Annotated in this window: 23 protein-coding genes and 1 pseudogene; 15 read left to right on the top strand and 9 right to left on the bottom strand. The window is 74.8% G+C overall.

The window, feature by feature from the left end:
* Positions 1-3 precede the first annotated feature (3 nt).
* The 4 genes from KIT14_25050 to KIT14_25035 all read left to right on the top strand — a co-directional run bounded on the left by KIT14_25050 (position 4) and on the right by KIT14_25035 (position 5011).
* Positions 4-2349, top strand: a complete 2346-nt coding sequence (locus KIT14_25050; GenBank protein MCW5893795.1) for a hypothetical protein — start codon at positions 4-6, stop codon at positions 2347-2349.
* On the top strand, positions 2346-3308 hold the full coding sequence (locus KIT14_25045; protein MCW5893794.1) for a hypothetical protein: 963 nt from the start codon (positions 2346-2348) through the stop codon (positions 3306-3308). Before KIT14_25050 ends, KIT14_25045 begins: the two co-directional genes overlap by 4 nt.
* The gene (locus KIT14_25040; GenBank protein MCW5893793.1) at positions 3305-4594 is read left to right on the top strand and encodes a hypothetical protein; all 1290 of its coding nucleotides are present in this window, start codon (positions 3305-3307) and stop codon (positions 4592-4594) included. Before KIT14_25045 ends, KIT14_25040 begins: the two co-directional genes overlap by 4 nt.
* Positions 4595-4795: 201 nt before the next feature.
* Positions 4796-5011, top strand: coding sequence for a tetratricopeptide repeat protein (locus tag KIT14_25035; GenBank protein MCW5893792.1), 216 nt, complete (start codon positions 4796-4798; stop codon positions 5009-5011).
* 11 nt (positions 5012-5022) lie between these two features.
* Here KIT14_25035 and KIT14_25030 read toward each other — a convergent pair whose 3' ends face one another.
* A complete protein-coding gene (locus KIT14_25030) occupies positions 5023-5862 on the bottom strand; it encodes an MBL fold metallo-hydrolase (GenBank protein ID MCW5893791.1) in 840 nt (279 codons plus the stop codon).
* Positions 5863-5995: 133 nt separating this feature from the next.
* On the opposite strand from KIT14_25030, the gene KIT14_25025 reads away from it, so the two are divergent.
* From KIT14_25025 to KIT14_25010, 4 genes and pseudogenes are all read left to right on the top strand, one after another.
* Entirely contained in the window at positions 5996-6442 is a 447-nt protein-coding gene (locus tag KIT14_25025) for a hypothetical protein (protein ID MCW5893790.1), read from the top strand.
* Between the two features lie 17 nt (positions 6443-6459).
* Positions 6460-6861, top strand: coding sequence for a hypothetical protein (locus tag KIT14_25020; protein MCW5893789.1), 402 nt, complete (start codon positions 6460-6462; stop codon positions 6859-6861).
* Positions 6862-6927: 66 nt separating this feature from the next.
* Positions 6928-7683 (top strand): LssY C-terminal domain-containing protein, encoded by a 756-nt coding sequence (locus KIT14_25015; protein MCW5893788.1) that lies wholly within the window; start codon positions 6928-6930, stop codon positions 7681-7683.
* 1039 nt (positions 7684-8722) lie between these two features.
* Positions 8723-9127 (top strand): annotated as a pseudogene (locus KIT14_25010) (hypothetical protein).
* A gap of 1019 nt (positions 9128-10146) precedes the next feature.
* On the opposite strand, the gene KIT14_25005 reads toward KIT14_25010, so the two are convergent.
* The 5 genes from KIT14_25005 to KIT14_24985 all read right to left on the bottom strand — a co-directional run bounded on the left by KIT14_25005 (position 10147) and on the right by KIT14_24985 (position 14402).
* Positions 10147-10467, bottom strand: coding sequence for a hypothetical protein (locus KIT14_25005; GenBank protein MCW5893787.1), 321 nt, complete (start codon positions 10465-10467; stop codon positions 10147-10149).
* The gene (locus tag KIT14_25000) at positions 10464-12038 is read right to left on the bottom strand and encodes a hypothetical protein (protein MCW5893786.1); all 1575 of its coding nucleotides are present in this window, start codon (positions 12036-12038) and stop codon (positions 10464-10466) included. The genes KIT14_25005 and KIT14_25000 overlap by 4 nt, the downstream gene beginning before the upstream one ends.
* A gap of 295 nt (positions 12039-12333) precedes the next feature.
* The gene (locus KIT14_24995) at positions 12334-13203 is read right to left on the bottom strand and encodes a hypothetical protein (GenBank protein ID MCW5893785.1); all 870 of its coding nucleotides are present in this window, start codon (positions 13201-13203) and stop codon (positions 12334-12336) included.
* 17 nt (positions 13204-13220) lie between these two features.
* Positions 13221-13955, bottom strand: coding sequence for a dienelactone hydrolase family protein (locus KIT14_24990; protein ID MCW5893784.1), 735 nt, complete (start codon positions 13953-13955; stop codon positions 13221-13223).
* A gap of 51 nt (positions 13956-14006) precedes the next feature.
* Entirely contained in the window at positions 14007-14402 is a 396-nt protein-coding gene (locus KIT14_24985; GenBank protein ID MCW5893783.1) for a hypothetical protein, read from the bottom strand.
* Between the two features lie 253 nt (positions 14403-14655).
* Between KIT14_24985 and KIT14_24980 the strand changes: the two genes are divergently transcribed.
* From KIT14_24980 to KIT14_24955, 6 genes are all read left to right on the top strand, one after another.
* On the top strand, positions 14656-17115 hold the full coding sequence (locus KIT14_24980; GenBank protein ID MCW5893782.1) for a pyruvate, phosphate dikinase: 2460 nt from the start codon (positions 14656-14658) through the stop codon (positions 17113-17115).
* Complete coding sequence (locus KIT14_24975) at positions 17108-17758, top strand: gamma-glutamyl-gamma-aminobutyrate hydrolase family protein (protein ID MCW5893781.1); 651 nt, start codon at positions 17108-17110, stop codon at positions 17756-17758. The genes KIT14_24980 and KIT14_24975 overlap by 8 nt, the downstream gene beginning before the upstream one ends.
* A complete protein-coding gene (locus tag KIT14_24970; GenBank protein MCW5893780.1) occupies positions 17737-18528 on the top strand; it encodes a phosphocholine cytidylyltransferase family protein in 792 nt (263 codons plus the stop codon). The genes KIT14_24975 and KIT14_24970 overlap by 22 nt, the downstream gene beginning before the upstream one ends.
* Positions 18504-19079, top strand: a complete 576-nt coding sequence (locus tag KIT14_24965; protein MCW5893779.1) for an adenylyl-sulfate kinase — start codon at positions 18504-18506, stop codon at positions 19077-19079. The genes KIT14_24970 and KIT14_24965 overlap by 25 nt, the downstream gene beginning before the upstream one ends.
* Positions 19076-19849, top strand: a complete 774-nt coding sequence (locus KIT14_24960; protein MCW5893778.1) for a class I SAM-dependent methyltransferase — start codon at positions 19076-19078, stop codon at positions 19847-19849. Before KIT14_24965 ends, KIT14_24960 begins: the two co-directional genes overlap by 4 nt.
* Before the next feature lie 186 nt (positions 19850-20035).
* The gene (locus KIT14_24955) at positions 20036-20548 is read left to right on the top strand and encodes a Uma2 family endonuclease (protein ID MCW5893777.1); all 513 of its coding nucleotides are present in this window, start codon (positions 20036-20038) and stop codon (positions 20546-20548) included.
* A 16-nt stretch (positions 20549-20564) separates the two neighbouring features.
* Here KIT14_24955 and KIT14_24950 read toward each other — a convergent pair whose 3' ends face one another.
* Genes KIT14_24950 through KIT14_24940 form a run of 3 tightly spaced genes read right to left on the bottom strand, consistent with a single transcriptional unit; the run spans position 20565 to position 24733 of the window.
* Entirely contained in the window at positions 20565-21794 is a 1230-nt protein-coding gene (locus KIT14_24950; protein ID MCW5893776.1) for a hypothetical protein, read from the bottom strand.
* 14 nt (positions 21795-21808) lie between these two features.
* A complete protein-coding gene (locus tag KIT14_24945; GenBank protein MCW5893775.1) occupies positions 21809-23278 on the bottom strand; it encodes a cobalamin-dependent protein in 1470 nt (489 codons plus the stop codon).
* A gap of 3 nt (positions 23279-23281) precedes the next feature.
* Complete coding sequence (locus KIT14_24940; GenBank protein MCW5893774.1) at positions 23282-24733, bottom strand: radical SAM protein; 1452 nt, start codon at positions 24731-24733, stop codon at positions 23282-23284.
* A 253-nt stretch (positions 24734-24986) separates the two neighbouring features.
* Between KIT14_24940 and KIT14_24935 the strand changes: the two genes are divergently transcribed.
* Complete coding sequence (locus KIT14_24935) at positions 24987-26336, top strand: glycosyltransferase family 1 protein (GenBank protein ID MCW5893773.1); 1350 nt, start codon at positions 24987-24989, stop codon at positions 26334-26336.
* The last annotated feature ends 112 nt before the right edge of the window (positions 26337-26448 follow it).

Genomic DNA, 26448 nt, shown 5'->3' with positions numbered 1-26448 from the left:
CCCATGCGCCTCGACCTCTTCACCGCCTTCCACCTGAACCTCGACTTCTCCTGCGTCGCGCCGGAGGACGCGGGGCGCGTGCTCGACCGCTGCGTGTGGCCGCTCGTCGACCTGCTGCAGACGCCGGGCGTGGCGCTCGGGCTGGAGGTGCCGGCGAGCTCGCTTTCGCTGCTGGCGGCGCTCGACCCGCTGCTGCTGGACGCGATCCGCGCCGCGATCGCCGCCGGCCGGCTCGAGCTGGTGGGCTCCGGGCTGGCGCAGGTGATCCTGCCGCTGGTGCCCGCCGCCGTCGGGGCGCACGACCTGCGCCGCGGCCGGGACGTCTATCGCGAGCTCCTGGGGGCCGCGCCGCGCGTCGCCTATCTGCACGAGCAGACGTACGCCGCCGGCCTCGTGCCGCTCTATCGCGAGGCGGGCTACGAGGCGCTGATCGCCGAGTGGGAGAACCCGGCGAGCGCACACGGCTGGCCGGGCGAGCGCCGCTACCGCGCGGCCTGGATCGCCGGGACGAACGGAAGCCGTATCGCGGGCCTGTGGAACTCGTCGGTCGTCTTCCAGCGCGTGCAGCGCTTCGCGCACGGCGAGATCGATCTCGACGAGGTGGTGGCGCTGCTCGCGTCGCACGTCGGCGCGGCGGCGCCGCGGGCGCTGTGCCTCTACGGCAACGACGCCGAGGTGTTCGACCATCGGCCCGGCAGCGGCGCGCTGCGCTACGGCAGCGGGCCGCAGGGCGAGTGGGAGCGGCTCGGCGTCCTCGTGCGCGCCCTGGCGGCGGATCCGCGCTTCGCACTGGTGACGCCGTCGGCGGCGCTGGCCGCGCACCCGCCGGTGGGCGAGCCGCTGCGCCTGGAGTCGGCCGACGCGCCGCTGCCGGCGAAGAAGCAGGCAAAGTACAACGTCACGCGCTGGGCGGTGTGCGGGCGCGACAACGTGCGCCGCAACGCGCGCTGCCACGCGCTCGCGCGCCGGCTCGACGTCGCCGAGGCGCTGGCGCGCGCGGCCGGCGGTGCCGGCGTCGGCGAGGGCGACGTCGGCCGCTGCCGCGACGCGCTCGGCCGCCTGTGGGGAAGCGATCTCCGCACCCACACCACCGACGCGCGGCACGACGACGCGGCCGCTCGCCTGGGGGCACTCGCGGCGTCGGTCGACGCCGTGCTGGGCCGCCTGGAGGCGCCGCTCGCCCCGCCCGCGCCCGACGCCGTCGTGCTGTTCAATCCGCACCCGTTCGCCTGGACGGCGCAGCCGTTCGCGACCACGCTCGCCTGGCCGCCCGGCGTGGTGCGGGGCGGGCTCGCGCTGCTGGACGAGCAGGGGCGGCGCGTCCCGTCGCAGCTCGAGGAGGTGGAGACCCATCGCGACGGCAGCCTGCGCCGGGCGGTGGTCGTCCTCGCGCCGACGCTGCCCGCGCTGGGGACGCTGCGCCTGCGCTGCACGAGCGCGCCCGCGCCGGCGGAGGCGGGGCCGGCGCCCGAGCGCCTCGACACCGCGTCGACGACGCTGGTGCTCTCGGCCCGCCGCGGCGCCGCCGTGCGCGCCCTCGGGTTCCCGCACCTGGGCGCCGCGCCGCTCGCGGGCACCGTGCCGCAGGGCGCCTTCGATCCGATCGAGCTGGCCGCCGACTGGTACACCGGCCACCTCGTCCTGCACGACGCCGCCGGCGCCAAGCACACCGACCTCGAGCCGGTGGCGCTGCGCTACGCCGCGCCGCCGAGCGCATGCCCGATCCGGGTCCCGGTCGTCGCGCGCCTCGGCGGGCCGTGGGGCGAGTGCTGGAAGACGGTGTGGGCGTATCGCGACGTGCCGCGCGTCGACGTCCGCTACCACCTCGTGCTGCGCGACCAGCGCCCGCGCTCCCTGCGCCTCGGCGTGCTGACGCTCGCGCCCGACGCCTTCGCGCCCGGAGCGCTGCGCTACGCGACCGTCAACGGCGGCCGCGACGTCGAGACCTTCGCGCTCGGCGACGCCCGCGTCGGCCACGGCGATCCGGTGTCGTTCGGGGTGACGGCGCGCGCCTGCCTGGGTGCGACCGAGGGCTGGGTCGACGTCGGCGACGCCGCCCGCGGCGTCACGATGGCGTGGGACCCGAGCCGGGTGGCCCCGGCGCCGATGGTGCAGCACACGCCGGCGGGCGACCGCGCCCTGACGCGCGTATCGCTCTCGCTCGCCGAGAGCGACGAGACCGCGGCGCCGCACTTTCGCGGCCACACGACGCTGACGGTGTCGTATCTCGGGCGCGGTGCCGACCCGGCGGAGATGCGCCGCCAGGCGATCCAGGCGGCGTCGGGGCTGCACGTCGTGCGCCGCCGCGCCGCCCCGTCCCTGATGTCTTCTGCGGAGGTGTTCGCGTGAGTCGACGGTGGGCTTCGTTGGCGGAGGCGCGCGCGCGCGAGCTCCTGGAGGGCGCGATCGGCGGTCCGGCGCTGGTGCGCGAGACCGCGACCGGCTTCGGCTGCCGCCTGCCGCGGCTCGACGGCAACGGGCCGTTCGCGGCCGTGGTCGACTGCGCGCGGCCGGAGGAGCCCGACGACCACGCGCGCCGGCTGGCGACCTTGCTCGGCGCCTGCGCCCCGGTGGCGACGGTGGCGCTCGTCGCCTGCGGCGGCGACGCCGGCGCGCTGCCGGGGGCGGGACCGCGCACGCTGCCGCAGGTCGAGACGACGCTCGCCGCCGCCGGCTTCCGCGTCGTGCGTCGCACGCCGTTCGATCTGCTCGGGCTGTGCTCGCCCTGGCGCCGCCTGCTCGGGGCGGAGACGCGGCGCGTGCTGGACGAGCTCGACCTGCACCTCGGCCATCCGGCGGTGCGGGCGGCGGTGCGCCTCGTCGAGCGTCATGTGACGGCCGCGCTCGATCCGAGCCAGGCGGCGCGCGTGCTGGTCGTCGGCGTCCGCGGCGACGTGGTGCAGTTCGCGGAGACGCCGCGCGGCCTCGCCGCGCCGGCGCTGCACGAGTCGGCGCGCGTGCTGATCCACGACGACGCCGTGGTGCGCGCGCTCGCCTTCGTCGATGCGGAGCTGCTCGCGCTCCCGGGCGTCGACCTCGATCTGGTCGGCTGGCTGCGGGGGCTCGCCATGGACCCGGCCGGCGAGGCGGCGCTGCGCGCGTTGCTGCGGGCACGCAAGCGCTGGTGGCAGCCCGAGCTCGAGGCGCAACGCCTCCACGAGGCGGCGACCCACCGGCTCGCGCGCCGGGCGATCGCGGCGCTCGGGCCCGGGCCCGCGGAGCTGCCGGACCTCGGGGAGACCCTGGAGTACGACCTCGTCGCCGCGTTCGGGGAAGCGCTCGACCGCTGCATCCGGGAGGAGCTGTGAAGCCGCTCGTCTTTCTCTCGTGGGGCAACACGCTGACCCCGCTGGCCCCGATCCTCGCCCGCTCCTGCACGCTGGTCGTGCCCGACCCGGCGATCGCCGAGCGGCTCGTGGCCGGCGGCATGGACGCCGTGCCGTGGACGGCGTTCGGCGATGCGGCTCGCGCCGCGGCGATTCCCGCCCAGGCAGCGGCGCTGGCGCGCGAGGGCGTGGAGCGCCTCTGCACGCGCCGCTTCGCCTACCGCGGCCGGGATCGCACGCCCGCCGTCGTGCAGGCGGCGGCCGGCGTGCTCGAGCGCCGCCTCGCCGAGCAGCTCGTGGTGGCCGATCTCGGTCGCGGCATGGCCGCGACCGGCCGGCTCGCCGCCGTGCTCGTGCACGAGGACGTCACGCCCGTCGTGCGCGCGCTGCTCTCGGCGACGGCGCGCGCGGGCGTGCCGAGCGTGCACGTCCCGCACGGCGTGTACGTGGCCGAGCGGCTCGTCGGCGCCGACGTGCACGGCAGCGTGTGCAGCGACGTCGTGGCGGTGTGCGGCCCGCAGCAGCGGGCGTGGTTCCGGTCGCGCGGCCTGTCCGCGGATCGCGTCGTCGTCACCGGCAACCCGGCCTGGGACCGCCTCTGCGATCGTCGCCGCGACGACTTCCCCGCGCTCGGCCTCCCGCCGGGTCCGGTCGTGACCGTGGCCACGTCGTGGCTCGGCCGCGGCGTCGCCGAGGACGGCTTCGTCGGCGTGCAGCATGCGCGCTGGACGCGCGCGGCGATGGAGGGGGTCGCGCGCCTGCGCGCGCGGCACGGCGATCTGCGTTTCGTGCTGAAGCTGCATCCGAGCGCGCCCGCGGGCGAGGAGGAGCGGCTCGTGCGCCTGGCCGTCGAAGCCGACGCGCCGCCCGATCGCGTCGTGCGCGGCGACGCCGTCCCGGTGCTCGCGCGCACGGACGTCCTCGTGACCCTGCCGTCGACCATCGCCGTCGAGGCGATCCTGCTCGGCACGCCCGTCGTCGCGCCGGAGTTCGAGTACGCCGGCGACGCCGTGCGCTCGGTGGCCGCGAGCGGTGCGGCGGTGGCCGAGGCGGCGGCGGCGCTGCTCCGGGACCCGGACGCCCGCGCCGCGTTCGCGCGTGCGCGCGTCGCGTTCTGCGCCGACTACGCCGGCCCCGCCGACGGCCGCGCCGCCGAGCGCGTCGCGGCGCTCGCCCTCGACCTCGCCGCGCGCGCGACCCGCCGTCGGCCGGTGGTCGGCGCCGGTGGCCGTCGAGCGTCCGACCTGGTGGCCCGCGCCCGGGCCTGACGGCCGCCGGGCGCTGGAACGACGTGGTCGCCGCCATCGACGCGCCGGCGATCGCCAGCGCGCCCGCCGCCGACCACGGCGCGCTCTGGACGCTGCGCGGCGAGGCGCTCGCGCCTCGGCCGCGGCGCGGAGGCCGAGCCCTGCTTCCGCACGGCGCTGGGCGCCGGCGGCGGCGCGAGCGCGCAGGCCGGCCTCGGCCTCGTGCTGATCGAGCGCGGCGCCCACGGCGAGGCCGAGGACGCGCTGCACACGGCGGCGCGGCTCGACCCGGCCCTCGACTGGGCCTGGTGCGGGCTCGGCGTCCTCGCCGCGCTGCGCGGCCAGGCCGAGGAGGCACGGCGGCTTCTCGCCGAGGCGCTGCGCCTCAACCCGACCAACCCCGACGCGCGCAGCGCCCTCGCGGCGCTGGGCGGGTGAAGGCCGAAGGCCTACACCGCGAACCGCCACGCCGCGCCGTCGGCGACGATGCGTCCCGCCGTCGGCGCCGCGAAGTGGGTACCGAGCACCAGGGTGGCCGCCGCCGCGTGCTCGGCGAGGAAGGCGCGGCGGGTGGCGCGGCCGCGCTCCGGGTCGACGTCGAAGTTGCTGGCCCAGTCGGGCTCGGCGCACTGCACGGGGTGGTGCATGACGTCGCCGGTGATGACGGCGCCGTCGCCGAGACACACGCTCACGTGGCCCGGCGTGTGCCCGGGCGTGGCCACCAGGCGGACGGCGTCGGTGATCGCGTGGTCGGTCGCGACCAGGTCGGCGAGCCCCGCGTCGACGACGGGGCGCACCGAGTCGCCGACCACGTCGCCCTCGGGCATCGGCGGCTGCGCCGACCAGTGCGCCCACTCGCCGCGTACGAAGAGGTAGCGCGCGTTCGGGAAGGTCGGCACCCAGCCGGCGCCGTCCCAGGTCGTGTTCCAGCCGACGTGGTCGACGTGCAGGTGGGTGCAGACGACGGTGTCGATCGACTCGCGCGGGAAGCCGGCGGCGGCGAGGTCGTGCAGGAACGGGCCCTGGCGCCGATTCCAGGCGGCGACCGTGCGCGGCTTGTCGTTGCCGACGCAGGTGTCGACGACGATGCGCCGGCCCGCGTGCTCGACGACCAGCGCCTGCACCGCGGCGACGAGCTGTCCGCGCGCGTCGACGAAGTGCGGGCGCAGCCACGCGTGCCGCCCGAGCGCCTCGGGCGTCGCCTTCGCGAACAGCCACGGGGCCGGCGTCGGCACCTCGCTCTCCACGATGCGGGTGACGGTGATCTCGCCGATCTGCCAGCGCTGCATGCGCGCCCCGTAGCAGAGTCGATCGGCGCCGGCGAGTTTTGCCGGTCGCGCGAAGCGTGCTAACCGGGCCGCGGCCCGATCGGGGCCGGGAGGCATCATGCTGCGGAGAGCGGGAACGGTGGCGCTGGCCGGCATGCTCGTCGTCACGACGACGGTCGGCTGCGCGAACATGGGCGACTCGATCGGCACCAAGACCGCCATCGGCGGCCTCGGCGGTGCGGCGGCGGGCGGGCTCATCGGCGCGGCGGCGGGCGGCGGCGGCGCGGGCATCGCGGCCGGCGTCATTCTGGGCGGCCTCCTCGGCGGCGCGGTCGGCAACTATCTCGACCAGCGCGATCGCCAGCTCGCGGCGCAGACCGCGCAGCGCTCGCTCGAGACCGCGCCCTCGGGCAGCACGACGGCGTGGAAGAACCCCGACAACGGCAACTCCGGCACCGTGACGCCGAACCGCACCTATCAGACCGCGAGCGGCCAGTACTGCCGCGAGTACACGCAGACGATCACGGTCGGCGGCAAGAAGCAGACCTCGTACGGCACCGCCTGCCGGCAGCCCGACGGCCAGTGGAAGATCGTCGGCTGAGCGGGGGAGGGCGAGCGATGCGACACACGACGATGGCACTGGGAGCGCTCCTCGCCGCCGCCACCCTGGCGGTCGCGGCGGAGCCGGAGATCACGACGACGGGTCCGGCGACGGCGATGGAGCAGGCCGACCGCAACCAGGACGGCGTCATCGACCACGCCGAGTACCACGACCGCCAGGCGGACGTGTTCTTCCTCCTCGACGTCGACAAGGACGGCAAGCTCACCGCGACCGAGCTGGGTGAGGTCGACACCGACCGCTTCGTCGCCGCCGACGAGAACAAGGACGGCACGCTCTCGCTGCGCGAGTTCACCGCGGCGCGCTTCAAGGACTTCGACGCCGCGGACGCCGACGACGACGAGGTGCTGACCGCGGTCGAGATCGACGCGGCGGCGGCGAAGGGCGGCACGAAGAAGTAGCGGGTGACGGCGAGGAGACGACGGCGCATGGAGTGGGTGCTCGCCGTCGTCGCGGCGTATCTCGCGCTGGCCTACGTCGTCCTGCCGGCCTGCTGGCGGCACTATCAGCATCTCCCCGCCATGGAGGACCTGCCCACCTGCACGCGCACGGCGGGCGGCATCCAGGGCGATCCGCTGAACGTCGCGCTGATCGGCACCGCGGACGAGGTGCAGCGTGCGTTCGCGGCGGCCGGGTGGTCACCGGCGGCGGCGCTGGGCGTGCGCAGCGATCTCGGCATCGCCGCCAGCGTGCTGCTCGATCGGCCGGATCCGACGGCGCCCGTCAGCACGCTGGTCCTCTGGGGCCGCAAGCAGGATCTGGCCTTCGAGAGGGAGGTCGGCCGCAGCGCGCGGCGGCGCAACCACGTGCGCTTCTGGCGCTCCGATCTGCGCGAGCGCGGCGACCGTCCGGTCTGGGTCGGCGCCGCGACCCGCGACGACCGCGTCGAGCTGTCGCGCCGCACCGGCCAGATCACGCACGGCATCGACGGCGACATCGACGCCGAGCGCGCCTTCCTCGTGAACGGCCTCGACGCGGCCGGGCAGCTGGCCGAGGTCTTCTCCGTCACCGGCATCGGCCCGACCCTGAACGGCCGCAACGGCGGCGGCGACCGCTACTGGACCGACGGCGACATGTGGGTCGGCGTGCTGGCGCCGCAGACCGAAGCCGGGCGCGGCCCTGCGCAGCGGCTGCCGAGCCCGCAGCTGGTGCAGGTGAAGAACACGCTCTGGGCGTGGCTCGGGTCGCAGGTGGGGGCGGGCGGCACGGCGCCGGCGGAGTAGCCCCGACTTTTGGCGGGGTGGGGTGGCACCTGCGCATGGCGTCGCATCGGCGTCGCCGAGAGCCCTCGCGTCTACGACAGTCGGGCTTGGCCGCTGTCTTGCTGGTCAGGGCGTGCTCCGTTGCGCGGTTACGTTGGTGCTCGCTCTCGCGTCCCCCGTGCTCGCGTGGCAGTGGGATGCGCCGCAGCCGGCCGAAGGCTGCAGCTATGCGGCCGGGCCGCCGGCGACGGCGGGTGGGGACGTATTCGTGCCGTACCTCGACCGTCCGTCCTGCTCGGAGCGCGCTCGCACGCTGCGCGTCCAGACCCTCGACGTCGCCAGCGGCATGCCCCGATGGACCTGGGGGCTGGACGGCGGGGGCGGCTGCGCCTCGGGCGGGATCGTCGGCGTCATCGGCGGCGACCCGATCGTCGGCGCGGACACGTGGGCCTGCGAGGTCCGGGAGTACGCGACGCAGTTTGCCGTTCGCCTCGACGGCGCGACCGGCGTCGAGCGCTGGCGGTATCCGCGCCGCGCGTGGGCCCTCCACGGAGGCGCCGTGATCGCCGCCTCCGGTGAGGTCGTGTCCCGCCTCGACGGCGACACGGGCGAGGAGGTTTGGGCGCGGGCGTTCGACCAGGTCACCGTGACGTTCGTCGGCATCGGTTCCGGCGTCGTCGTCGTTGAGCTCTGGGGCGACTACACGGGCATCCGGACGCTCGTTCGGCTGGACGCCGGCGACGGGACGGAGCTGTCACGGGCGGATATCGGGACGCTGCGGGTGCTCGGACTCGACCGCGCCGGCCATCTGCTCGCCCGCGCGGCCAACCCGGACGGCGGCGTGGTATCGCTCGAGGCGACGACGGGAGTGGAGCGGTGGCGGTTCCCGTACACGTCCTGGTGGCCGGACATCCTCGTCGGCTCGAGCGTGGTGGTCGCCCCGGATGGAACCCTGCTGCTGCCGGGCAGCCCGCCGTACGAGCGCGCCGCGGACCTCGGCGTCCTCGCGCTCGACGCGGACACGGGGCGCGAGCGCTGGCGCTGGAGCATGGATGGCGGCATGGACACGTGGGACTGGAACCGTTCCGTGGTCGGGCTGCCGGATGGCGACGTGCTGGTGGTCGGGTCGGTCGCCCGGCGCGTGACGGGCGGCCTGGCTGCGCTGGCGCGTCTGCGCGGCGACGACGGCACCCTGCGCTTCTTCCGCGACGATCTCCTGCCCCCTCGCCGCTGGACGAGCGGGCCTGCGGCACGGTTCGTCGCGCCGGTAGCGGACGGCACGCTCGTCGTCACCGGCGAGCACTATTCCGGCCAGGCGGACTCCTGGGACCCCGTCGCCGCCGCCGTGCTCGTGTCCGCCGCCACCGGCGCCCAGGCACCGTGCGGCGACGGCGTCGTCGACGCGGGCGAGCAGTGCGACGACGGCAACGCGATCGACGGCGACGGCTGTGACCGCAACTGCACCGCCACCGCGTGCGGCAACGCCGTCATCGACCCGAGCGAGGTCTGCGATCCCGCCGCCCCCGCGTGGGGGCTCAGCTGTCGCGACGACTGCACCTCGGCGCTCGCCTGCGACGCCATCGACGTGCAGGGAAGCTGGGATCTCTTCGGGTGGTGCTCGCTCGGCGGCTTCACCTGGGCCGAGATCCGCTGGAGCAGCGAGGACGTACGCCTGACGCAGGACTGCGCCACGGGTCGGGTGGAGATCGCTCCGTCGCGTTGCACCGAGGTGAGCGTGGACTACAGCCTCGGGCCGGGGGTGGGCTTCCCGACGTATCGGACGAGGGGGACCGTCGGCTGCGACGCGGGCCCGGCCTCCGCCGAGGTCGACGGGTTCACGCTGCGGGCACCTGCCGCCGGCGAGGAGCCGATGCGCGGCGTGCTCGCGCTCGACGCGCCGGTGCCGCTCGCGTGCTCGTCGTCGACCCTCGCGCTCACGCAGACCTGGACCGCGACCATCTGGGAGGATCGGATCGGACACGCCGAGACCATCCGCGGCGACGCCGCGCTGACGGTCCAGCCGCTCGGGAGCGACGGCGTGCCCTGCGCGGCGCCGAGCCCGCTCGCGTGCTCGTTCACCCTCCAGCGGACGACGCCTTCGCAGCCGCCCGAGCCGCCCGTGGGGCCGCCCGCTGGGCCACCCGGCCCACCCCCGCCGCCGCCCGACGAGCGGGGCACCCGCTCGAGCGCCTGTCGCCGGCGCTCGGCGCCTGCGCCGACCTGCGCGGCGGCGGCGCGGCGCGCTGCGCGCTGGCGGCGGCGTGGTCGGCGCCGGCCTGCGCGGGCGCGCCGCGGCCGCCGGCCGTGGAGCGCGGGCTGCGCCGCGCCGAGGGCCTGGCCGCGCAGCCCGGCCGCGTGCTCCGTCTCGGGCACATCAGGCCCTGCGTGTCGCGCTGCCGCCCGCGGCGCGCTGCCGCGGGAATGCGCGCGCAGCATCGTGCGCACGCTGCGCCTCGTCCGGGCGCTGCTGCCGCTGCGCGCCGGCTAGAGTGCTCGCTCGCACACCAGCGTCAGCCGGTCGACGTCGCGCCGCGTGCCGGCGTACGCCCGCGTGACGATCGCCTGCTTGGCGCGCTTCTTCGTGCCGAGCGGCAGCACCACCTGCACCGCCGCCCCGCACGTGGTGGGCGCCGTGCCCGGCACCGCCAGGCCGACGAGCGAGCCGAGGCTCGCCGACAGCGCCGCCGCGAGCGCCGGCGCCTTGGCTGCCTTGGGCTTCACCAGCACGGCCGAGGTGAGGCTCGCGGGCGCACATGCGGCGAGACGCCCGTCCGCCGTCGGCGCGCACGGGGCCAGCTCGATCACGCACTGGCCCGAGACGCCGTCGAGGTCGCAGGTGGGTCGCCGTCGGTGCAGGTGAGCTTGCCGGTCGGCAGCGCGACGCCGGCCTTCACGCGCATCGCCGACGGCGCCGTCGCCGCCCACTCGACGAGGCATTCCGCGCGCGGGTCGGTGCCGCCGGGGACGAGCGCGCGGCGCGGCGCGGCGCCGTCGTGCAGGAGACGCATGCGATCGCCGACGGCGACGTAGGGGTCGTCGTGCAGGTCGACGATGCCCCAGTTGTTGTCCTCGCCGTCGTTGCGGCCCTCGATCGGCTGGTCGGCGTGCTTGAACCAGTGCGTGCCGACGACGTACGGGCGCTGGAGCGCGCGGCGGAAGTAGCGCGCGAAGGCGTCGGCGCGCGCGCTCTGCGTCGGCAGCGTCGGGTAGAAGGGCGGGAAGGTGTTCGGCAGGTCGGACTCGGCGGAGCGGTAGCCGAACTCGCTGATGAGAATCGGCTTGCCCGCCAACGCGTAGATGGTGTCGACGTCGTCGAACATGCGCGCCGCGGGAATGAAGCCGGCGTTCTGGGCGATGGTCTGCGAGAGCGCGAACCAGTCCGGCAGCAGCTCGTAGTAGTTGGTGCTCATGACGTCGACCCACGGCGCCGCCGCCGCCACCACCTGCGGCGGCGTGCTGTAGGAGAGGAAGCGCGCGCCCAGGATCAGCATCGACGGCTCGACGGCGCGGAGCGCGTCGTGCGCCACCTGGAAGTAGCGCGCGGCGACCACGCCGGTGAAGGCACGCCGCACCGCCTGGCGGCCGGGCCCGTCGGTGTTCCAGTCGGCGACCAGCGTCGTCATCGCCTGCACGTCGGCGAAGCTCGCGAGCGACAGGCCGAAGTCGGCGTTGAACGCGGCGACCTCGCCGCCGTAGTGGCTCGCGAGGTGGGCCTGGAGCGCGAGCTTGCCGGGCGCGCCCGCGGGCAGGCGGAAGTAGGCGTCGAAGAGCGGCAGGGTGAGCGCGACGCCGGGTCCCCAGCCGAGCTCGTTGTCGGTGAAGACGCCGATGCACCACGGATCGGTCGCACAGGAGAGCGCGTTCTGCGCCTCGATCGCCGCGCCCGCCGCGAACGCCGGCGCGAAGTAGTCGCGCACGGGCTGCCCCGTCAGCCCCGGCGCGACGCCGGGCACCGCCGGCGCATGCTGCGCGAAGCCGAGGATCGGCGTGTAGGCCATCACCCCGACGAAGAGATCGTAGCGGCTCCACGATCCGATCGTGGTCGCGCCGACGGCCTGCAGCCGGGCCAGCGCCGCGGTGGCCCAGGCGACCTCGCTGCCGTAGCGGGCGAGGACGTTGTCCTGGTACGGCGCCGTGCCGATCGTCGGCGCGTAGTCGCCGAGCACGCGCACGCCGACGATGCCCGACGAGAAGAAGCCGTGGCCGTCGGGCGTGAGCAGCCACCAGGTGCCGTCGATCTGGGCGGTGCGGAAGCGCCCGGTGGCGGTGGTGGCGACGCCGGTGAAGCCGCCCCAGGCGTCGGTGGTGGGCTGGGCCCGGGCGGGTGCGACGGCGAGGCAGAGCGCCAGCATGGCGCCGGCGAGGGCGGTCCGCATGGGCGGCGGTGTACGACATCGGGACGGCGGGACGGAAGGAGAAAGCGATCGCGCAAGGTCACGAGGGCGCGACCGGGACGAGCGTCGCGACGATGTGCCCGTAGTCGGCCGGCCGTCCCACCGCGGGTAGCTGGTGGTCGCGTCGATCTCGACGGCGAGGTTCCAGCGCCCGAGGGCGCCGACCTGATGCGGCGCGGCCTCCGTCCGCGCGTCGCACGGCGGTACCGCCGCCCGGGGCATCTCCGACATGCGGCGCTCGGGCGCGGAGTAGCCCGGCAGAGCCGCAGGCCCGCGCTCACGCGACCGCGCCCGCCCGTGCCGCGTCCGCCTCCGGCACCGCCGCGCGGACACGCGCCAGATCCGCCGCGTCGTACGTGGCCGCGATCTGCAGGTCGTTGTCGCGCGAGAAGTTCGTGCGGTGGAGCGCCACGTCCTGGGTGCGGGGGATGAACTCGAAGTGGATCGGCTCCGGCACGATCTGGCGCACCCGCGCGCCGGCGCGCAGCGCACAGTGATGGAGCCAGACGTCGTCGGCGTGCGGGCAGCGGTCGCGAAAGCCGGTGCCGGCGCCGGCGATCGCGTCGAGCAGGTGCGGCGGGAAGAGCTGGCCGGAGACCGAGGTGCCGAAGTTGGCGATGGTCGCGACGCCGTCGCGGCAAGGTCCCCAGGTGGGGTAGGGCGCGAGCGCTTCGCCGTCGAAGCGCATGCGGTGCGCGCGGTAGCAGAGCACGTCGCCCGGGTGACGGCGGTGCGCGGCGACGAGGCCGGCGAGCCACCCCGGCGGGTAGATCATGTCGTCGTCGGCGGTGACGAGCGGGCGCGTGTGCCGGTCGGCGCCGTGGACGTACGGGAACCACTTCGTGTGCACGCCCTCGCGCGCGGCGGGGAGGATCTCGACGCCGCGCCGCTCGAGCCGCCGCCACGACCCGGGCAGCGCCGCCAGCAGCGCGGGGTCGTCGATCCAGAGCAGCAGTCGGCCCGGCCGCACCGTGCCGCGGGCGATGGATTCCAGTGCCAGGTGCACCGACGCGAGCCGCGCCCGATGCGTCGTCATGGTGACGACGGTAGGGCACGCGGGGTCGACGGCGGCTCGGCGGGAGACGCGACTGCGCAGCGCCAGCCGCAGCAGCTCGGCGCGGACGCGCCAGGACCTGGGCGCGTCCATCGGCTGCTCGCGCGCGGCTACGCCAGCACCTCGGCCAGGAACGCGCGCATCGCCGCCCACGAGCGCCGCTCGGCGTCGGCGTGGTAGGCGAGGCCCTTCTCCGGGGAGGCGGCGCCGGGGAACGTGAAGGCGTGCAGCGTGTGGCCGTAGGCGTGGAGCTGCCAGTCGGCGCCGGCGGCGGTGAGCTCGGCGGCCAGCGCGAGCACGTCGGCGGGCTGGGCCAGCGGGTCGTCCCAGCCGTGCAGCACCAGCACCCTGCTCGCGATCGGGCCCTGCGGCCCCAGGCTCGGCGGCGCGAAGATGCCGTGGAAGCTGACCACGCCGCGCAGGGGGGCGCCGGCACGGGCGAGGTCGAGGACGCAGAGGCCGCCGAAGCAGTAGCCGATGGCGGCGACCCGCTCGGGATCGACGGCGGCCTGGGTGCGGGCGAAGTCGACGCCGGCGAGGAGGCGGCGGCGCAGGAGGGCACGGTCGGCGAGCAGCGGCGTCAGGAGGTGCGTGTTGTCCGCCGTCTCCGCGCCGCGCACGCCCTTGCCGTAGTTGTCGAGCGCGACGGCGGTGTAGCCGAGCGCCGCGACACGCTCGGCGATCGCACGGATGCCGCCGTTCTGGCCGCTCCAGTCGTGGCAGACGAGGACCGTGGGACGGGGGGAGCCGTCGGCGTGCGTGACCACGTAGGCTTCGAGGACGTCGTCGCCGCAGCGGTAGTCGACGGAGGCGGTCCGGAGATCGGGCGTCGGGGCGGAGGACATGCGCACGCATGTGGCTCGACCCGGCGCGGAATGGCAAGGCGGCCGGGCGGCTCATGCCGCCGGCGGCGGCGCGCCGGCGCCCGCACAGATCGGGCAGACGAGGGCCGTGCGCCGCGTCGGGTCGAGGCTCCACGAGCTGCGTGCGACCGGGCGCAGCACGTCGAGGCGTCCGCACGACTCGCAGGCCTGACGTTCGCCCGTGTCGACGAACCCGGCGCCGGTGCTGCGCGCGACGCTGCCCTCGCGGCCGTTCGCCATGAGGCTGCGCAGCTCCGTGAGGGCCTTCGACTCGCCGGGCTTGCCGCCCTTCGGACGCGGCGCCAGCGTGCCGTCGCGCTCGGCGGCGAGCCGGGCGGCGCGCGGGCTCAGGTGCTCGGTGCGGACGTGGGCGGCGAGCTCGGGCAGGTTCTTCGCCTCGTGGGCGCAGCGGTTGCAGCGGACGCTCATCCCATCCTCCTCCGGCCTTCGGCCCTGCCGCCCACGTGCCGGCAGTCGACGCCATCCCAGTCGGTCGCCGAGCGGAGCAAGCGACATGCCGCGCGCTCACGCCTGGCCCGCGGGCATGCGGCCGCGGGCCGCGCGTCAACGCGATGACCTCGTGACGGGATCCTCTTCCCGGCCGCGTGTCGCTGCCACGACCCGGTCCCGCCGGCGCGATCGCGCATGCTGGCACCCGCCTTGCTCGGCTCGGGGCCGACGCATGGAGGGCGAGGTGCACGCGTCCGGGCAGGCGGATCCGGGGCCGTCGGCGTCGCGCGGCGGCGGCGGTGCGGCGGCACGCCTTGCGGGGACGGTCGATGTCCTCGGCAGCAAGGCGGAGACGCTCGAACGCCTGCGGCCGCTCCTGCGCCGCTCGGTGGTTCCCGATGGGCTGCACTTCACCGTCGGGGCATGGCGCGACGGGAGCGCGTTCTGGGTTGCGGCCATCCAGGTGCGCTTCGGTGGGGCACCACTCGCGGTTCGTTCCAGCGCGCGCGTCGAGGACGGTGTACGGGCGTCCATGGCGGGCAGCTTTCGCTCGTGTCTCGGAGTGGACGGCAGCGACGCCGGCGCCGTCCGCGCCGCGGTCGAGGAGGTGATCGCATCCTACGGCGGCAGCGGCGAGGACCAGGTGCTGGTCCAGCGCATGGTCGCGGACGTCGTGCTGAGCGGCGTTCTCATGACCCACGCGCTCGACACCGGCGCCCCGTACTACGTCATCAACTACGACGACGAATCGGGGCGGACCGACCGCGTGACGGGCGGAGTGGGCGTCAACAAGACCCTGTCCGTGCACCACGAGTCGCTCCCCGGCTACATCGAGTCCGAGCGGGTCGCCGCGCTGGTCGAAACGGCGCGTGAGGTCGAGGATCTGTGCGGGCGCCGCTTGCCCCTCGACATCGAGTTCGCGCGTACGCGCGACGGCCGGGTGTTCGTGCTCCAGGTGCGTCGCATCGCCGCCTGCGCGTCCTGGGATCGCTTCATCGCGGTCCGCGTCTCCGAGTCCCTGCGCCGCATCGAGCGCTTCGTCGCCGAGCGCTCGGCGCCGCGCGCCGCCATCGCCGGTTCCCGCACGATCCTCGGGCAGATGCCCGATTGGAATCCCGCGGAGATCCTCGGCACGCACCCGCGGCCGCTGGCGACCTCGCTCTATCGGCGGCTGGTGACCGATCGCACCTGGCGCGCGGCCCGCGTCGCCATGGGCTACCGTGCGGTTCCCGGGGAATGCCTCATGGTCTCGCTCGCGGGACGTCCGTACGTCGACGTGCGCAACAGCTTCAACTCGTTCCTGCCCCGCGGCCTCGAGCGTACGGTGGAGGATCGTCTCGTCGACGCCTGGCTCGATCGCCTCGCCGCCAACCCGGAGCTGCACGACAAGGTCGAGTTCGCCGTCGCCACCACCGTGCGCGACTTCGGGTTCGACGCCGCGGTTCGGGAGCGTTACCCCGGTGTGCTGCGCGCCGGCGAGCTCGTGGACTATGCGGCGCGCCTGACCGCGCTCACGCGGCGCTGCGTGTCGCTCGGGCCCGACGGCACGCTGGCCCGCGCGACGGCGTGCATCGAGCGCCTGGCGTACCGCCAGCGTGCGGCGGGTGCGGGCGAGCCCGGCCCGTGGCGCCTCACGGCTCTCCTGCGGGAATGCCGCCGGCTCGGGACCCATCCCTTCGCGGTGATCGCGCGCCACGCCTTCGTCGCCGAGGCGCTCCTGCGCTCCGCCGTCGAGCGGGAGGCCCTGGCGCCCGAGCGGCTCGCGGCCTTCAAGGCGTCGCTCGAGACGGTGACGAGTCGGCTCACGGCCGACTTCGACGCCGTGCTGGGCGGCACCCTCGCGCCCGACGTCTTTCTCCGGCGCTACGGCCATCTGCGGCCCGGTACGTACGATCTGGCGTCGCTGCGCTACGATCAGCGCCCGGATCTCTTCGCCGCTGCGGGGACGCGGGCCCGCGAGCTCGCACGCCCGCCGTTCGTCCTCGGGCCCGCGGAGGTCGCGGCGCTCGATGCCCTGCTCCAGGAGGCCGGGCTCGACGGCGTCGACGCCCGCACGCTGCTGCGCTACGCGCGCCAGGCGGTCACCGGCCGCGAGCACGCGAAGTTCGTCTTCACGCGCCACCTGTCTGACGCCCTCGAAGAGATCGCGCGCTGGGGGGCAGGGCTCGACCTGTCGCGCGAGGAGCTGTCCTGGCTGTGCGTCGAGGAGATCGCCGATCAGGTGACGAGCCCCTCCGTGAGCGATCGCGACGAGTACCTGCGGGAGCTGATCGCCCTGCGGCGCCGAAGCGCCGAGGTGGGCCATGCCGTGCGGCTCGGACATCTCGTGCGCGACGCGCACGACCTCTACGTCGTGCCGGCGCACCGCAGTCAGCCGAACTTCGTGACCGCGCGGGCCGTGGAGGCGGCCGTCGTCCGGCTGGACAGCCGCTCGCTCCGCAGCGACGGGCTGGCGCGCGCGGTGGTGTGCATCGAGAACGCGGATCCGGGGTTCGACTGGATCTTCACCCGGGACATCGCAGGGCTCGTCACACGGTTCGGCGGCACGAACTCGCACATGGCGATTCGCTGCGCGGAGATCGGCCTGCCGGCGGCGATCGGCGTCGGCGAGCAGCTCTTCGAGCGGGTGGTGGCGGCCGGGCGCGTGGAGCTCGACTGCGGCGCTCGGGTCGTGAGGCCGCTGCGTGGCTGAGCCGCGGGTGCGCCGCATCGGTGTCACCATGCGCGTGGAGCATGCCGCCGGCCACGGCGAGCGGCGCGACGCGCTGGCGCACGACTGGTCGCGCTTCCTGGCCGCGGTGCTGCCCGAGGTCGCCTGGATGCCGATCGCGAACGTGGGCGAGGGCGTCGTGGACCTCGTGCGGCGCTGGCAGCTCGACGCCTACCTGCTGAGCGGCGGGAACGATCTCGCAACCGAGCCGGTTCGCGACCGCACCGAGACGTGCCTGCTCGAGGACGCCTGTGCCCGCGGGGTTCCAGTGATCGGCGTCTGCCGCGGCCTCCAGGTCGTTCAGCACTGGCTCGGTGGTCCGCTGACGGCATGCGCCGGGGACGGCCATCTGGCCCGCACGCACGCGGTCACGATCACGGACGGCGCCCCGTACGGGCGGCCCAGCGGGGCGCGGCTGGAGGTCAACTCCTACCATCGCTTCGCCGTCGCGCAGGGCACGGCGGCAGACGGGCTGCGCGAGTTCGCCGTGGCGGACGACGGCATCGTCGAGGGCGTGTACCACCGCGACGCGCCCATCGTGGCCTTGCAGTGGCATCCGGAGCGCGGCGCCGTCCGCGACGCCGATCGTCGCCTCGTGCGGCGATGGCTGGGACTTCCGGCGTGACCGGAACGGGCGGCGGCGTACGCCGGGCGGTCATCCTGGCCGCGGGGCGAGGGGCGCGCATGGGGGAGCTGTCGGACGCGCGTCCGAAGTGCCTCACGCCGCTCGCCGGGCGCGCGCTCCTCGACTGGCAATGCGACGCGCTCCGGGCCGCCGGGGTGATCGAGATCGCCGTGGTGCGCGGCTACCGCGGCGAGCAGCTCGCCCGGCCGGGGCTCGCGAGCTTCGAGAATCCGCGCTGGGCGACGACCAACATGGTGCGCTCGCTCCTCTGCGCGGCGCCGTGGCTGGCGCGCGAGACGTGCATCGTCGCCTATGGAGACATCGTCTACCATCCCGACACCGTCGCCGCCCTCGCCGCGGCCGACGCGGACCTGGCCATCGCCTACGATCGCCTCTGGCGGGCGCTGTGGCGCGAGCGGTTCGACGATCCGGCCGGCGACGCGGAGAGCTTTCGCGTCGACGCGCAGGGTCGGGTCGTCGACATCGGCCGCCCGCGTCCGCGCCTCGACGCGACCGACGGGCAGTACATGGGCCTGCTCCGCATCGCGCCGGCGGCGTTCGCGCACATCGCACGGCTGGTGGCGGCGCTGGACGGTCCGGCCGGCGACCGCCTCGACATGACGTCGCTCCTGCGCGCGCTCATCGCCGCGGGCCAGCCGGTGCTCGCCGTGCCGGTCGACGGTCGCTGGTGCGAGGTCGACCGGGAGTCCGACGTCCGGCTCTACGAGCGCCGCGCGGGCGAGGCATGGAGCCACGACTGGCGGCCGTGATGGGCGGTGTCGTCTGGATCACCGGCCTCTCCGGCGCCGGCAAGTCGACCATCGCGCGGGCGGTGTACGAGCGGCTCTGCGCCCACGGGCACGCGCGTGCGGCACTCGTCGACGGCGACGTGTTCCGCGCGCTCACCGGCGCCGACGTCGGGCACGATCTGGAGGGACGGCTCCTGAACGCGCGCCGCATCGCTGCGTACTGTGCGGCGCGCGCGGACGAAGGGTCGCTCGTCGTCTGCGCGACCATGTCGCTGTTCCACGAGATCCGGCGTTGGAACCGGCGCCACGTCGCCCGCTACCTGGAGGTCTACCTGCGGGCGCCGCTCGAGGTGCTGGTGCGCCGGGACGCGAAGGGATTGTACCGGGCGGCGCTGGCCGGCCGCGTCCGCGGCGTGGTCGGGGTCGATCTCCCCTACGACGAGCCCGCGGAGCCGGACCTCGTGCTCGACCAGGGGGCGGCGCCGCTCGAGGTGGGCACGGCCGTGGACGTCATCATGCAGCGGGCGGCGGGGCTGGGCCTCGTCGGCGCCGCCGGGGAGGCATCGCCATGAGTACCGTCACGCCCGGGGACTTCACCGCGCTCGCGAAGAGCTACGTCCATCGCACGGGCTACTCCGACCGCGTTCTGCGGCTGCTCGTCGCCCACGCCGGAGCGCGGGTGGTCGCCGACGTGGGCGCCGGGACCGGAAAGCTCACGGAGAACCTGCTCGATCTGGGCCTCGGCGGCTTCGCGATCGAGCCGAACGCCGCCATGCGGGCCGAAGGCCTGCGCCTGCTCGGCGATCGTGGGGCGTTCCGTTGGTGCGCGGGGTCCGCGGAGGAGACCGGGCTGCCGGCGGCGAGCGTCGACTGGGTGCTCATGGGGTCGTCCTTCCATTGGACCGACGCGCCGCGCGCGCTCGCCGAGTTCCATCGCATCCTGCGTCCCGGGGGCTTCTTCACCGCGCTCTGGAACCCGCGCGACCTCGACGCCAGCCCGCTGCACGCCGCCATCGAAGCGCGCATTCGGGCGATCGTCCCCGAGCTGTCGCGCGTCTCGTCGGGCGCGAGTCGCTACACGGTCGGCCTGGAGGAGCGCCTGGTCGCGAGCGGACGGTTCGAGGCGCCGCTCTTCGTAGAGGCGCCGCACGCCGTCGAGATGACGCCCGAGCGGTACCTCGGTGCGTGGCGCTCGGTGAACGACGTCCAGGCCCAGGCGGGCCCGGAGCGCTTCACGCGCGTCCTCGCCGCCGTCGCCGAGGAGATCGCGGGGATGGAGCGCATCCTGGTTCCGTACCGTACGCGGGCGTGGACGGTGCGGCGGCGGGGCACGTTGCACTAGCGTCCGGCGGCGCCCCTCCGGACCGCGGCCTGCAACGCGGCGCGAAGCGTTCCGGTGCGCCCCGAAACACGCCGGCCCCCGGGGCGGGCGGTCCCCGGCGTGGCCCGGCGCGTGCTATGTCCAACATGGAGATGAGCGCCACGCCCCCACGCGACGTATCGGGATCTGCTCGCGGTCCCGGATCACATGGTGGCCGAGCTCCTGGGCGGCGAGCTGCTCACGTCTGCGCGCCCCGCGGCCCCGCACGCCCGGGTCGCGACCCGGCTCGGGGTCGACCTCGGCGGGCGCTTCGACGGTCCGCTCGGCGGCTGGTGGTTCCTCGACGAGCCGGAGCTGCACCTCGGAGAGGACGTGCTGGTCCCGGATCTCGCCGCATGGCGCATCGAGCGCATGCCCGAGGTGCCGGACGTGGCGGCGTTCACGTTGCCGCCCGACTGGCTCTGCGAGGTGCTCTCTCCCGCCACGGCCACCATCGACCGAACCCGCAAGCTGCCCATCTATGCCGGCGAGGGCGTCTCACACCTCTGGCTGATCGATCCGCTGGCCCGCACGCTCGAGGTCCTTCGGCTCGATGCGGGCCGGTGGATCGCCGCCGCCGTGCACGGCGGCAGCATGGCCGTGCGGGCCGAGCCGTTCGCGGCGATCGCGCTCGAGCCCGGGCGCTGGTGGCTCACGCCCCCGGCGCCCGGGGCGCGATGACGCCTGCGCCGCGGCGCTACGGCGCGGGCGCCGGGCGCGAATCGTAGCCGTAGCGGCCGAGCCGTGGGCCGCACACCGCCTCGACCAGCGCATACTCGCGGTCGAGGTCGGTCGCGGGCGGCTCGGTCGTGACGGGAGCCGCGTCGGCCGTGACCGGGCGCACGGCGGCGCGCAGCCGGCGTGCCACCTCGGTCCCCGACCAGTGCACCGCTTCCGCCAGGAGCGACGGCCGTAGGTCCAGGTCGGCAAAGGCCAGGACGCGCCGTGCCGTGGCCGTCGGATCGGCCTTCCAGTCCTCGAAGCGGATCACCAGCGCGCCGGGAACGTGCGCGATGCCGTCGACGAAGTCGCACCAGTCCTGGGCCTGGTGCTGGGCCATGCGGGCGAAGGTCCCGCTCTCCACCAGGTCGCGGGTCGGCTTCGCGCGGGCCGCGAGCGCCGTACGCGGGTCGCGCACCACGAACACCGCACGCCGCCCCACCAGAGCGCTCGGAGCGGGGAGGCGATGCGAGAAGCTGTAGCAGCGCACGTCCCGGCGGAAGATCGTGACGCGCTGGAGGAGTCGCGCGGGGAGCACGTCGGGCGCGTCGCGCAGCGTCCAGACGTCGTGGCCGTCGTCGAGGGCGCCCAGGAGGCGATGGCGGCGACCGCACTCGTCCACCCGTACGCCGAGCAGCAGGAGGAGATTCACGAACGCCGAGCCGCCCGCGTACGGATGGGCGGCGAAGAGCAGCTCGGTCCGGCCGTCCACCGGCTCGGCGAGCAGCTGCTCCGGGTAGGCGAACGGACGGCCGGCGATCTGGGCGTAGAGGTCGCCGAACACGTGTCCGAGCGCCGGGTCGATCTCGCTCGCATAGGTGAGGAGCGCGTCGACGTGGTAGCCGTCGGGTTCGTGCGAAGCGAGGTAGCCGAAGATCGACGGGTTGTCCGTGAGGAACTGCGCCACCTCGGCGTGTCGGCCCGCCCACAGCAACCGGTTGCACAGGTCGTCGACCGACGGAGCCTGGAACTGCCCGTGGAGGGCGAGCTGGCGGCTCACGACGTCGGTCGCGGCCTCGAGCCGGCGCGCTGCGATCAGCGCCGAGACCAGCCCGGAGCAGGCGAGCACGCGCTGCTCGGGCGCGGATAGCGCCCGCTCGAAGCATGCGATCGCGTCGTCCAGCCGATACGTCTTCAGCAGCGCGCAGCCGGCCTCGACGAGGGCGCCCGCGGACGCGTCGGACGTGGGCTGCGCGAGATCCGGCACGGCGCCGTCCCCCCTCAGAGCCCCGCCGACTGCGCGCCCGGGAGCACGTGCCGGTGGTAGCCGTTCAGCTCGTCCATCAGGTCGTTGCGCAGGCGGACCAGCTCCTGCGCGTTCCACTCGGCGGTCGAGAGCTGGCCCTCGTAGTAGCTGAAGTGCTCGAGGTCGACGCCCTGGATCAGGCCGAGGTCCATCGCCGTGTCGTAGAGACGTGTGCCCGCGATCGGGGTCGCGATCGAGAACCAGAAATGGTCGACGCCGAGCCCCTTCAGCTTGCGGGCGTAGGCCACGGTGTCGTTGATGTCGCTGCGCGACTCCTCGGGTAGCCCGAGCACGAACGCCGCGCCGACGCGCAGCCCCGCCTCCTTCATGAGGACGACGCTGTCGTCGACGTCGCGCAGATCGAACTTCTTGTCGATGACCTCGTCGAGGATCTGCTGGTTGCCGCTCTCCGGCGTGATCCAGATGACGTCGAAGCCCGCGCGCCGCATGGTCTTCAGCATGTGCAGGTCGAAGAGGTCGGCGCGGAAGTTGCGCGCGTAGAGCTTGAGGCCGTAGTCGCGCTCGGCGAGGCCCTCGAAGAGCGCGTGGGCGCGCTTCACGTTCAGCGTGAGGTTGTCGTCCTCGAACATGATGCCCTGGATGCCGTAGCTGCCCACCCAGCGGTCGATCTCGGCGAGCACGTTCTCGGGCGAGCGCACGCGGAACGTCCGCTGGCTCATGTAGGGCACGGAGCAGAAGCTGCAGTTGTAGGTGCAGCCCCGCGACGTGATCATCTTGACGATGCGTCCCTCGGCCGCGGTGTTGAAGTAGCGCTCCATCGGCAGGAGGTCGAAGGCGGGGAAGGGGATGGCGTCGAGCTCGGTGGTGAAGCTCGGCGGGTTCAGCACGGGCTGGCCGGCGTCGTCGCGGAAGCAGATGCCCGGGATCGCCGGGCGCTGCTCGCCGCGCTCGAGCGCGGCGAGCAGCGCCACGAACGCCGCCTCGCCCTCGCCCCAGCAGACGTAGTCGACGCCGCCGTCGCGGGTGAGCGTCTCCTTCTGCTGGCCCGACGGGTGCGTGCCGCCCATGACGGTCACGATGCGCGGGTCGAGGGCCTTCACGCGGCGGCAGATCTCGTGGCTGATGAGCGCGACGCTGGTGAAGATGCACGACACGCCGACCACGTCGGGCCGGAAATCCTGCACGCGGCGGATCACCTGGTCGACGGTGAGCCCGACCGTGAAGCTGCCCTCGGGGTAGGGCGGCCCGAGCGGCACGCGCTGCGCGAAGCCCGCCGACACGCGCTGCACGGGATAGGGCTCGCGCGTCGGGCGCTCGACACCCTCCACGAACCCTTCTTCCAGCGCGTCGAGGATCGCCACCTCGTGGCCGGCCTCGCGTGCGGCCGCGGCGAGGTACGAGACGCCGAGCGGCTGGCCGACGCTGATGAAGCCGGCGGTGGTCTCCGTCGCCACGCTGGGCGGGAAGACGAGGAGGACGCGCATCGCCTACTGCTCCTCCGCCGGCGGGCGGTCGTTGCCGAAGCCGTAGCCGGGCTTCAGCTTCCTGTAGCGGTACTTCTCCTCCGCCTTGGCGCGCTGCTGGGCGTCGAAGCGGGCACGGATCTCCTGGATGGTGCGCGTCACCTCGTCCGGCGGGATGTCGCGCCGGAAGAGCATGCCGTCGTTCTTGGTGGTGACGGTGGTCCAGTCGGGATCGTCGCCGATGTAGCCGAGCGCCTTCGCCTGCGCGTGCAGCTCGGTGCCGGGGAGGGGCGTCGCCACCGACAGCATGACGCTGACGGGCGAGATCTCCTCCATCAGCTTCACCGTGTCCCACATCTGCTCGGGCGACTCGTAGGGGAGCCCGATCATGAACTGCGACGACAGCACGACGTCGTGGCGGCGCAGGATGTCGGCGGCGCGGCGGACGTCGTCGGCGGTGAAGCCCTTCTTCATCTGCTTCAGCACCTCGTCGTTGCCGCTCTCGACGCCGATGGCGATGGCGCGGCAGCCGGCGGCCTTCATGTGGCCGACCAGCTCGTCGTCGAGCAGCTCGGGACGGGTGTTGCAGACCCAGCGGAAGGCGCCGTCCCAGCTCCGCGCCATGATCTGGTCGCAGAGGGCGTGGACGAGCTTGCGGTTGGTCGTGAAGGTGTCGTCCTGGAAGCTGAAGAACTCGGTGCCCCACGTCCGCTGCGTGTGGACCATCTCGGCGACCATGTTCTCCGGCGAGCGCCAGCGCACCTTGCGCGACCACACCTGCGGCGACGAGCAGAAGGTGCAGCGGTACGGGCAGCCGCGCGAGAACATCAGCGTGCAGTAGCCGTCCGACTCCATCAGCTCGTCGAACAGGATCCGGTCCTTGGCGGGGAAGGGCAGGGCGTCGAGCGTCGGGTAGTTGGCGCGCGGCGGACCGGTGTGGATCGAGCCGTCGGGCGCCTTCCAGGCGAGACCGGGGACGTCGCGCAGCGGTGCGCCGGCGGCGTGCGCGGCGACCAGCTCCTGGAAGGTGATCTCGCCCTCGCCGTGCACGAAGACGTCGATGCCGGGGTGCCCGAGATCGCTCGGGACCAGCGTCGGGTGCGGGCCGCCGACGACCGTGAGGACGTCGGGCCGGATCGCCTTGGCGACGCTCGCCGCCTGCACCGCGGCGGGGAACGACGCCGTGCGGGCCTGGATGCCGACGACGTCGGGCGCGAAGTCGGCGATGACGTCGCGGACCTCCTCCCACACCTCGTGGCCCGGGTCCTTCGAGGCCGCCAGGTAGTCCTGGTAGCCGTCCATCTCGACGTCGTACTGGTTCAGCTCGCCGGCGGGCGTGAGGTCGGGGTTGTAGACCACGACGTCGTGCTGCTCGCGCACCATCGCCGCGCAGTAGGTGAGCCCGAGGCTCGCATACGGCTGGTTCGCGTTCTGCTGGAAGCGATACCAGGGCGGGTCCATCAGCAGGATCTTCATCGCGGCCCTCCGGCGGTCATGCGGGCCTGTGCGAGCAAGCGACATGCCGCCCGGCGTGGTGCGGCGCGCGTCGCGCCGTGCCTGCGCACGGTGCGAAACGGCGGCGCGGCGCCGCAGGCGCGCGAGGCGGGGTCAACGCGCTGACGGCGCGTGACGGGTCCCTGAGCGTTGCGCGTGGGCAGCGCTTGCCGGGTGCCCGCGGCGCCTGGCGTCGCGTCGTGGCATGGCCGCTGCATTCGCCGGTGGAGGTCACATGCGAATCCTCGAGCTGCACGCGCCCTACTTCCGGGAACGCTGGCGTCGCGAGCACGAGGTGCTGGCGTGGGGACCGCACGCCCACCACGATCTCCGCCAGGCGCAGGCGGCGGCGCCGCTGCGCGACGTCCTCGCGGCGCTGCCGGCGGGATGGACCCCGGACCTCATCGTGCTCGGCGACGACAGCCGGCCGCTCGCCGTGCTCGGGCTCGAGGACGCACCGTGCCCGCTCGTCTTCCTCTCCGTCGATGCGCACCACCACGGCCTCTGGCAGGCGCCGCTCGCGTGCGCCGCCGACGTCGCGCTGGTCGCGCAGCGCGACTGGCTGCCGATGTTCGCCGAGGCGGGCGCGAGCGGCACCGCGTGGCTGCCGCTGTGGGCGCCCGACGACCTGCCGCGCGCCGGCGGCACGCTCGCACACGAGATCGCCTTCGTGGGCTCGCTCGACGCGCGCTTCCACCCCGAGCGGGTGGCCCTGCTGGACGCGCTGCGCACCCGCCTGCCGCTGCACGTGGCCCAGGGGCCGTACGCCGAGATCTTCGCGCGCAGCCGCATCGTGCTGAACCAGACCGTGCGCGGCGATCTCAACGCGCGCGTCTTCGAGGCCATGGCGAGCGGCGCGCTCCTTTTGACCGAGCGCACCGGCAACGGGCTGCCGGAGCTGTTCGGCGACGGCGAGCACCTCGTCACCTACGAGCGCGGCGACGTCGGCGGCCTCGTCGCGCTGGCCGAGCGCTTCCTCGCCGACGAGCCGGCGCGCGCCCGCATCGCGGCGCGCGGCTGCGAGGCGGTGCGGGCGCGGCATCTCGAGTCGCACCGGGCGGCCACGGTGCTCGCGATGGCGGCGAGCGCGCCGCCGCGGCGGCCGGCGCCGATCCGCCACGCCGGGCTGGCGCGGGCCTACTGCGCGCTCGCCGACTGGTGCACGCGCTACGCGGCGAAGGTGCCGCAGGCGGCGGCGCTCGCGCTCGCGCGCGCGCTCCGCGGCGCGTATCTCGCCGAGGCCGAGACGCTGGCGCTGCGCCGGCCGATGGACGAGCCGGACCGCAGCGCGGTGCTCGGGCTGGTCGCGCTCGAGCGCGGCGAGGTGGCGCGCGCCGAGGCGCAGCTCGGCTGGGTCGTCGCCAACGGCGGCGGCGTCGCCGACCATCTCGCCTACATCGACACGCTGGTGCAGTGCGGGGCGCTCGCCCGCGCCTACGACGCGGCCGAGGCGCTGTGCGCCGCGCATCCCGGGCATCCCGCGGGTAGCGGCGTGCGCGACGGCTTGCGCGAGCTCCAGGCGGCGCCGCCGCCGGCGGCGGACGACGACCGTCAGGGCGGCGGCGCGGCAGCGTCAACGTCCTGACCCCGGACCACCGTCCGGCGGCGCGCGTGCGCCCGACCGCGCGCCGGGTACATGGCACGCCGCATGCTGACGCCCGCGTGGACGTCCGTCGATCGACCGCCCCCGCGGCGCC

The organism is bacterium (assembly GCA_026129405.1).
In the GTDB taxonomy this organism is placed as follows: domain Bacteria; phylum Desulfobacterota; class Binatia; order DP-6; family DP-6; genus JAHCID01.
The sequence above is the reverse complement of the archived record's forward strand: the minus strand, read 5'-3'. Positions and strand labels throughout refer to the sequence as shown.

Bases quoted from the DNA above. Each gene is read 5' to 3' on its own strand.
- KIT14_25050 (MCW5893795.1), top strand. From the start codon at position 4: ATGCGCCTCGACCTCTTCACCGCCTTCCACCTGAACCTCGACTTCTCC.
- KIT14_25030 (MCW5893791.1), bottom strand. From the start codon at position 5,862: ATGCAGCGCTGGCAGATCGGCGAGATCACCGTCACCCGCATCGTGGAG.
- KIT14_25025 (MCW5893790.1), top strand. From the start codon at position 5,996: ATGCTCGTCGTCACGACGACGGTCGGCTGCGCGAACATGGGCGACTCG.
- KIT14_25020 (MCW5893789.1), top strand. From the start codon at position 6,460: ATGCGACACACGACGATGGCACTGGGAGCGCTCCTCGCCGCCGCCACC.
- KIT14_25000 (MCW5893786.1), bottom strand. From the start codon at position 12,038: ATGCGGACCGCCCTCGCCGGCGCCATGCTGGCGCTCTGCCTCGCCGTC.
- KIT14_24995 (MCW5893785.1), bottom strand. From the start codon at position 13,203: ATGGACGCGCCCAGGTCCTGGCGCGTCCGCGCCGAGCTGCTGCGGCTG.
- KIT14_24990 (MCW5893784.1), bottom strand. From the start codon at position 13,955: ATGTCCTCCGCCCCGACGCCCGATCTCCGGACCGCCTCCGTCGACTAC.
- KIT14_24985 (MCW5893783.1), bottom strand. From the start codon at position 14,402: ATGAGCGTCCGCTGCAACCGCTGCGCCCACGAGGCGAAGAACCTGCCC.
- KIT14_24980 (MCW5893782.1), top strand. From the start codon at position 14,656: ATGGAGGGCGAGGTGCACGCGTCCGGGCAGGCGGATCCGGGGCCGTCG.
- KIT14_24970 (MCW5893780.1), top strand. From the start codon at position 17,737: ATGGCTGGGACTTCCGGCGTGACCGGAACGGGCGGCGGCGTACGCCGG.
- KIT14_24965 (MCW5893779.1), top strand. From the start codon at position 18,504: ATGGAGCCACGACTGGCGGCCGTGATGGGCGGTGTCGTCTGGATCACC.
- KIT14_24960 (MCW5893778.1), top strand. From the start codon at position 19,076: ATGAGTACCGTCACGCCCGGGGACTTCACCGCGCTCGCGAAGAGCTAC.
- KIT14_24955 (MCW5893777.1), top strand. From the start codon at position 20,036: ATGGTGGCCGAGCTCCTGGGCGGCGAGCTGCTCACGTCTGCGCGCCCC.
- KIT14_24945 (MCW5893775.1), bottom strand. From the start codon at position 23,278: ATGCGCGTCCTCCTCGTCTTCCCGCCCAGCGTGGCGACGGAGACCACC.
- KIT14_24940 (MCW5893774.1), bottom strand. From the start codon at position 24,733: ATGAAGATCCTGCTGATGGACCCGCCCTGGTATCGCTTCCAGCAGAAC.
- KIT14_24935 (MCW5893773.1), top strand. From the start codon at position 24,987: ATGCGAATCCTCGAGCTGCACGCGCCCTACTTCCGGGAACGCTGGCGT.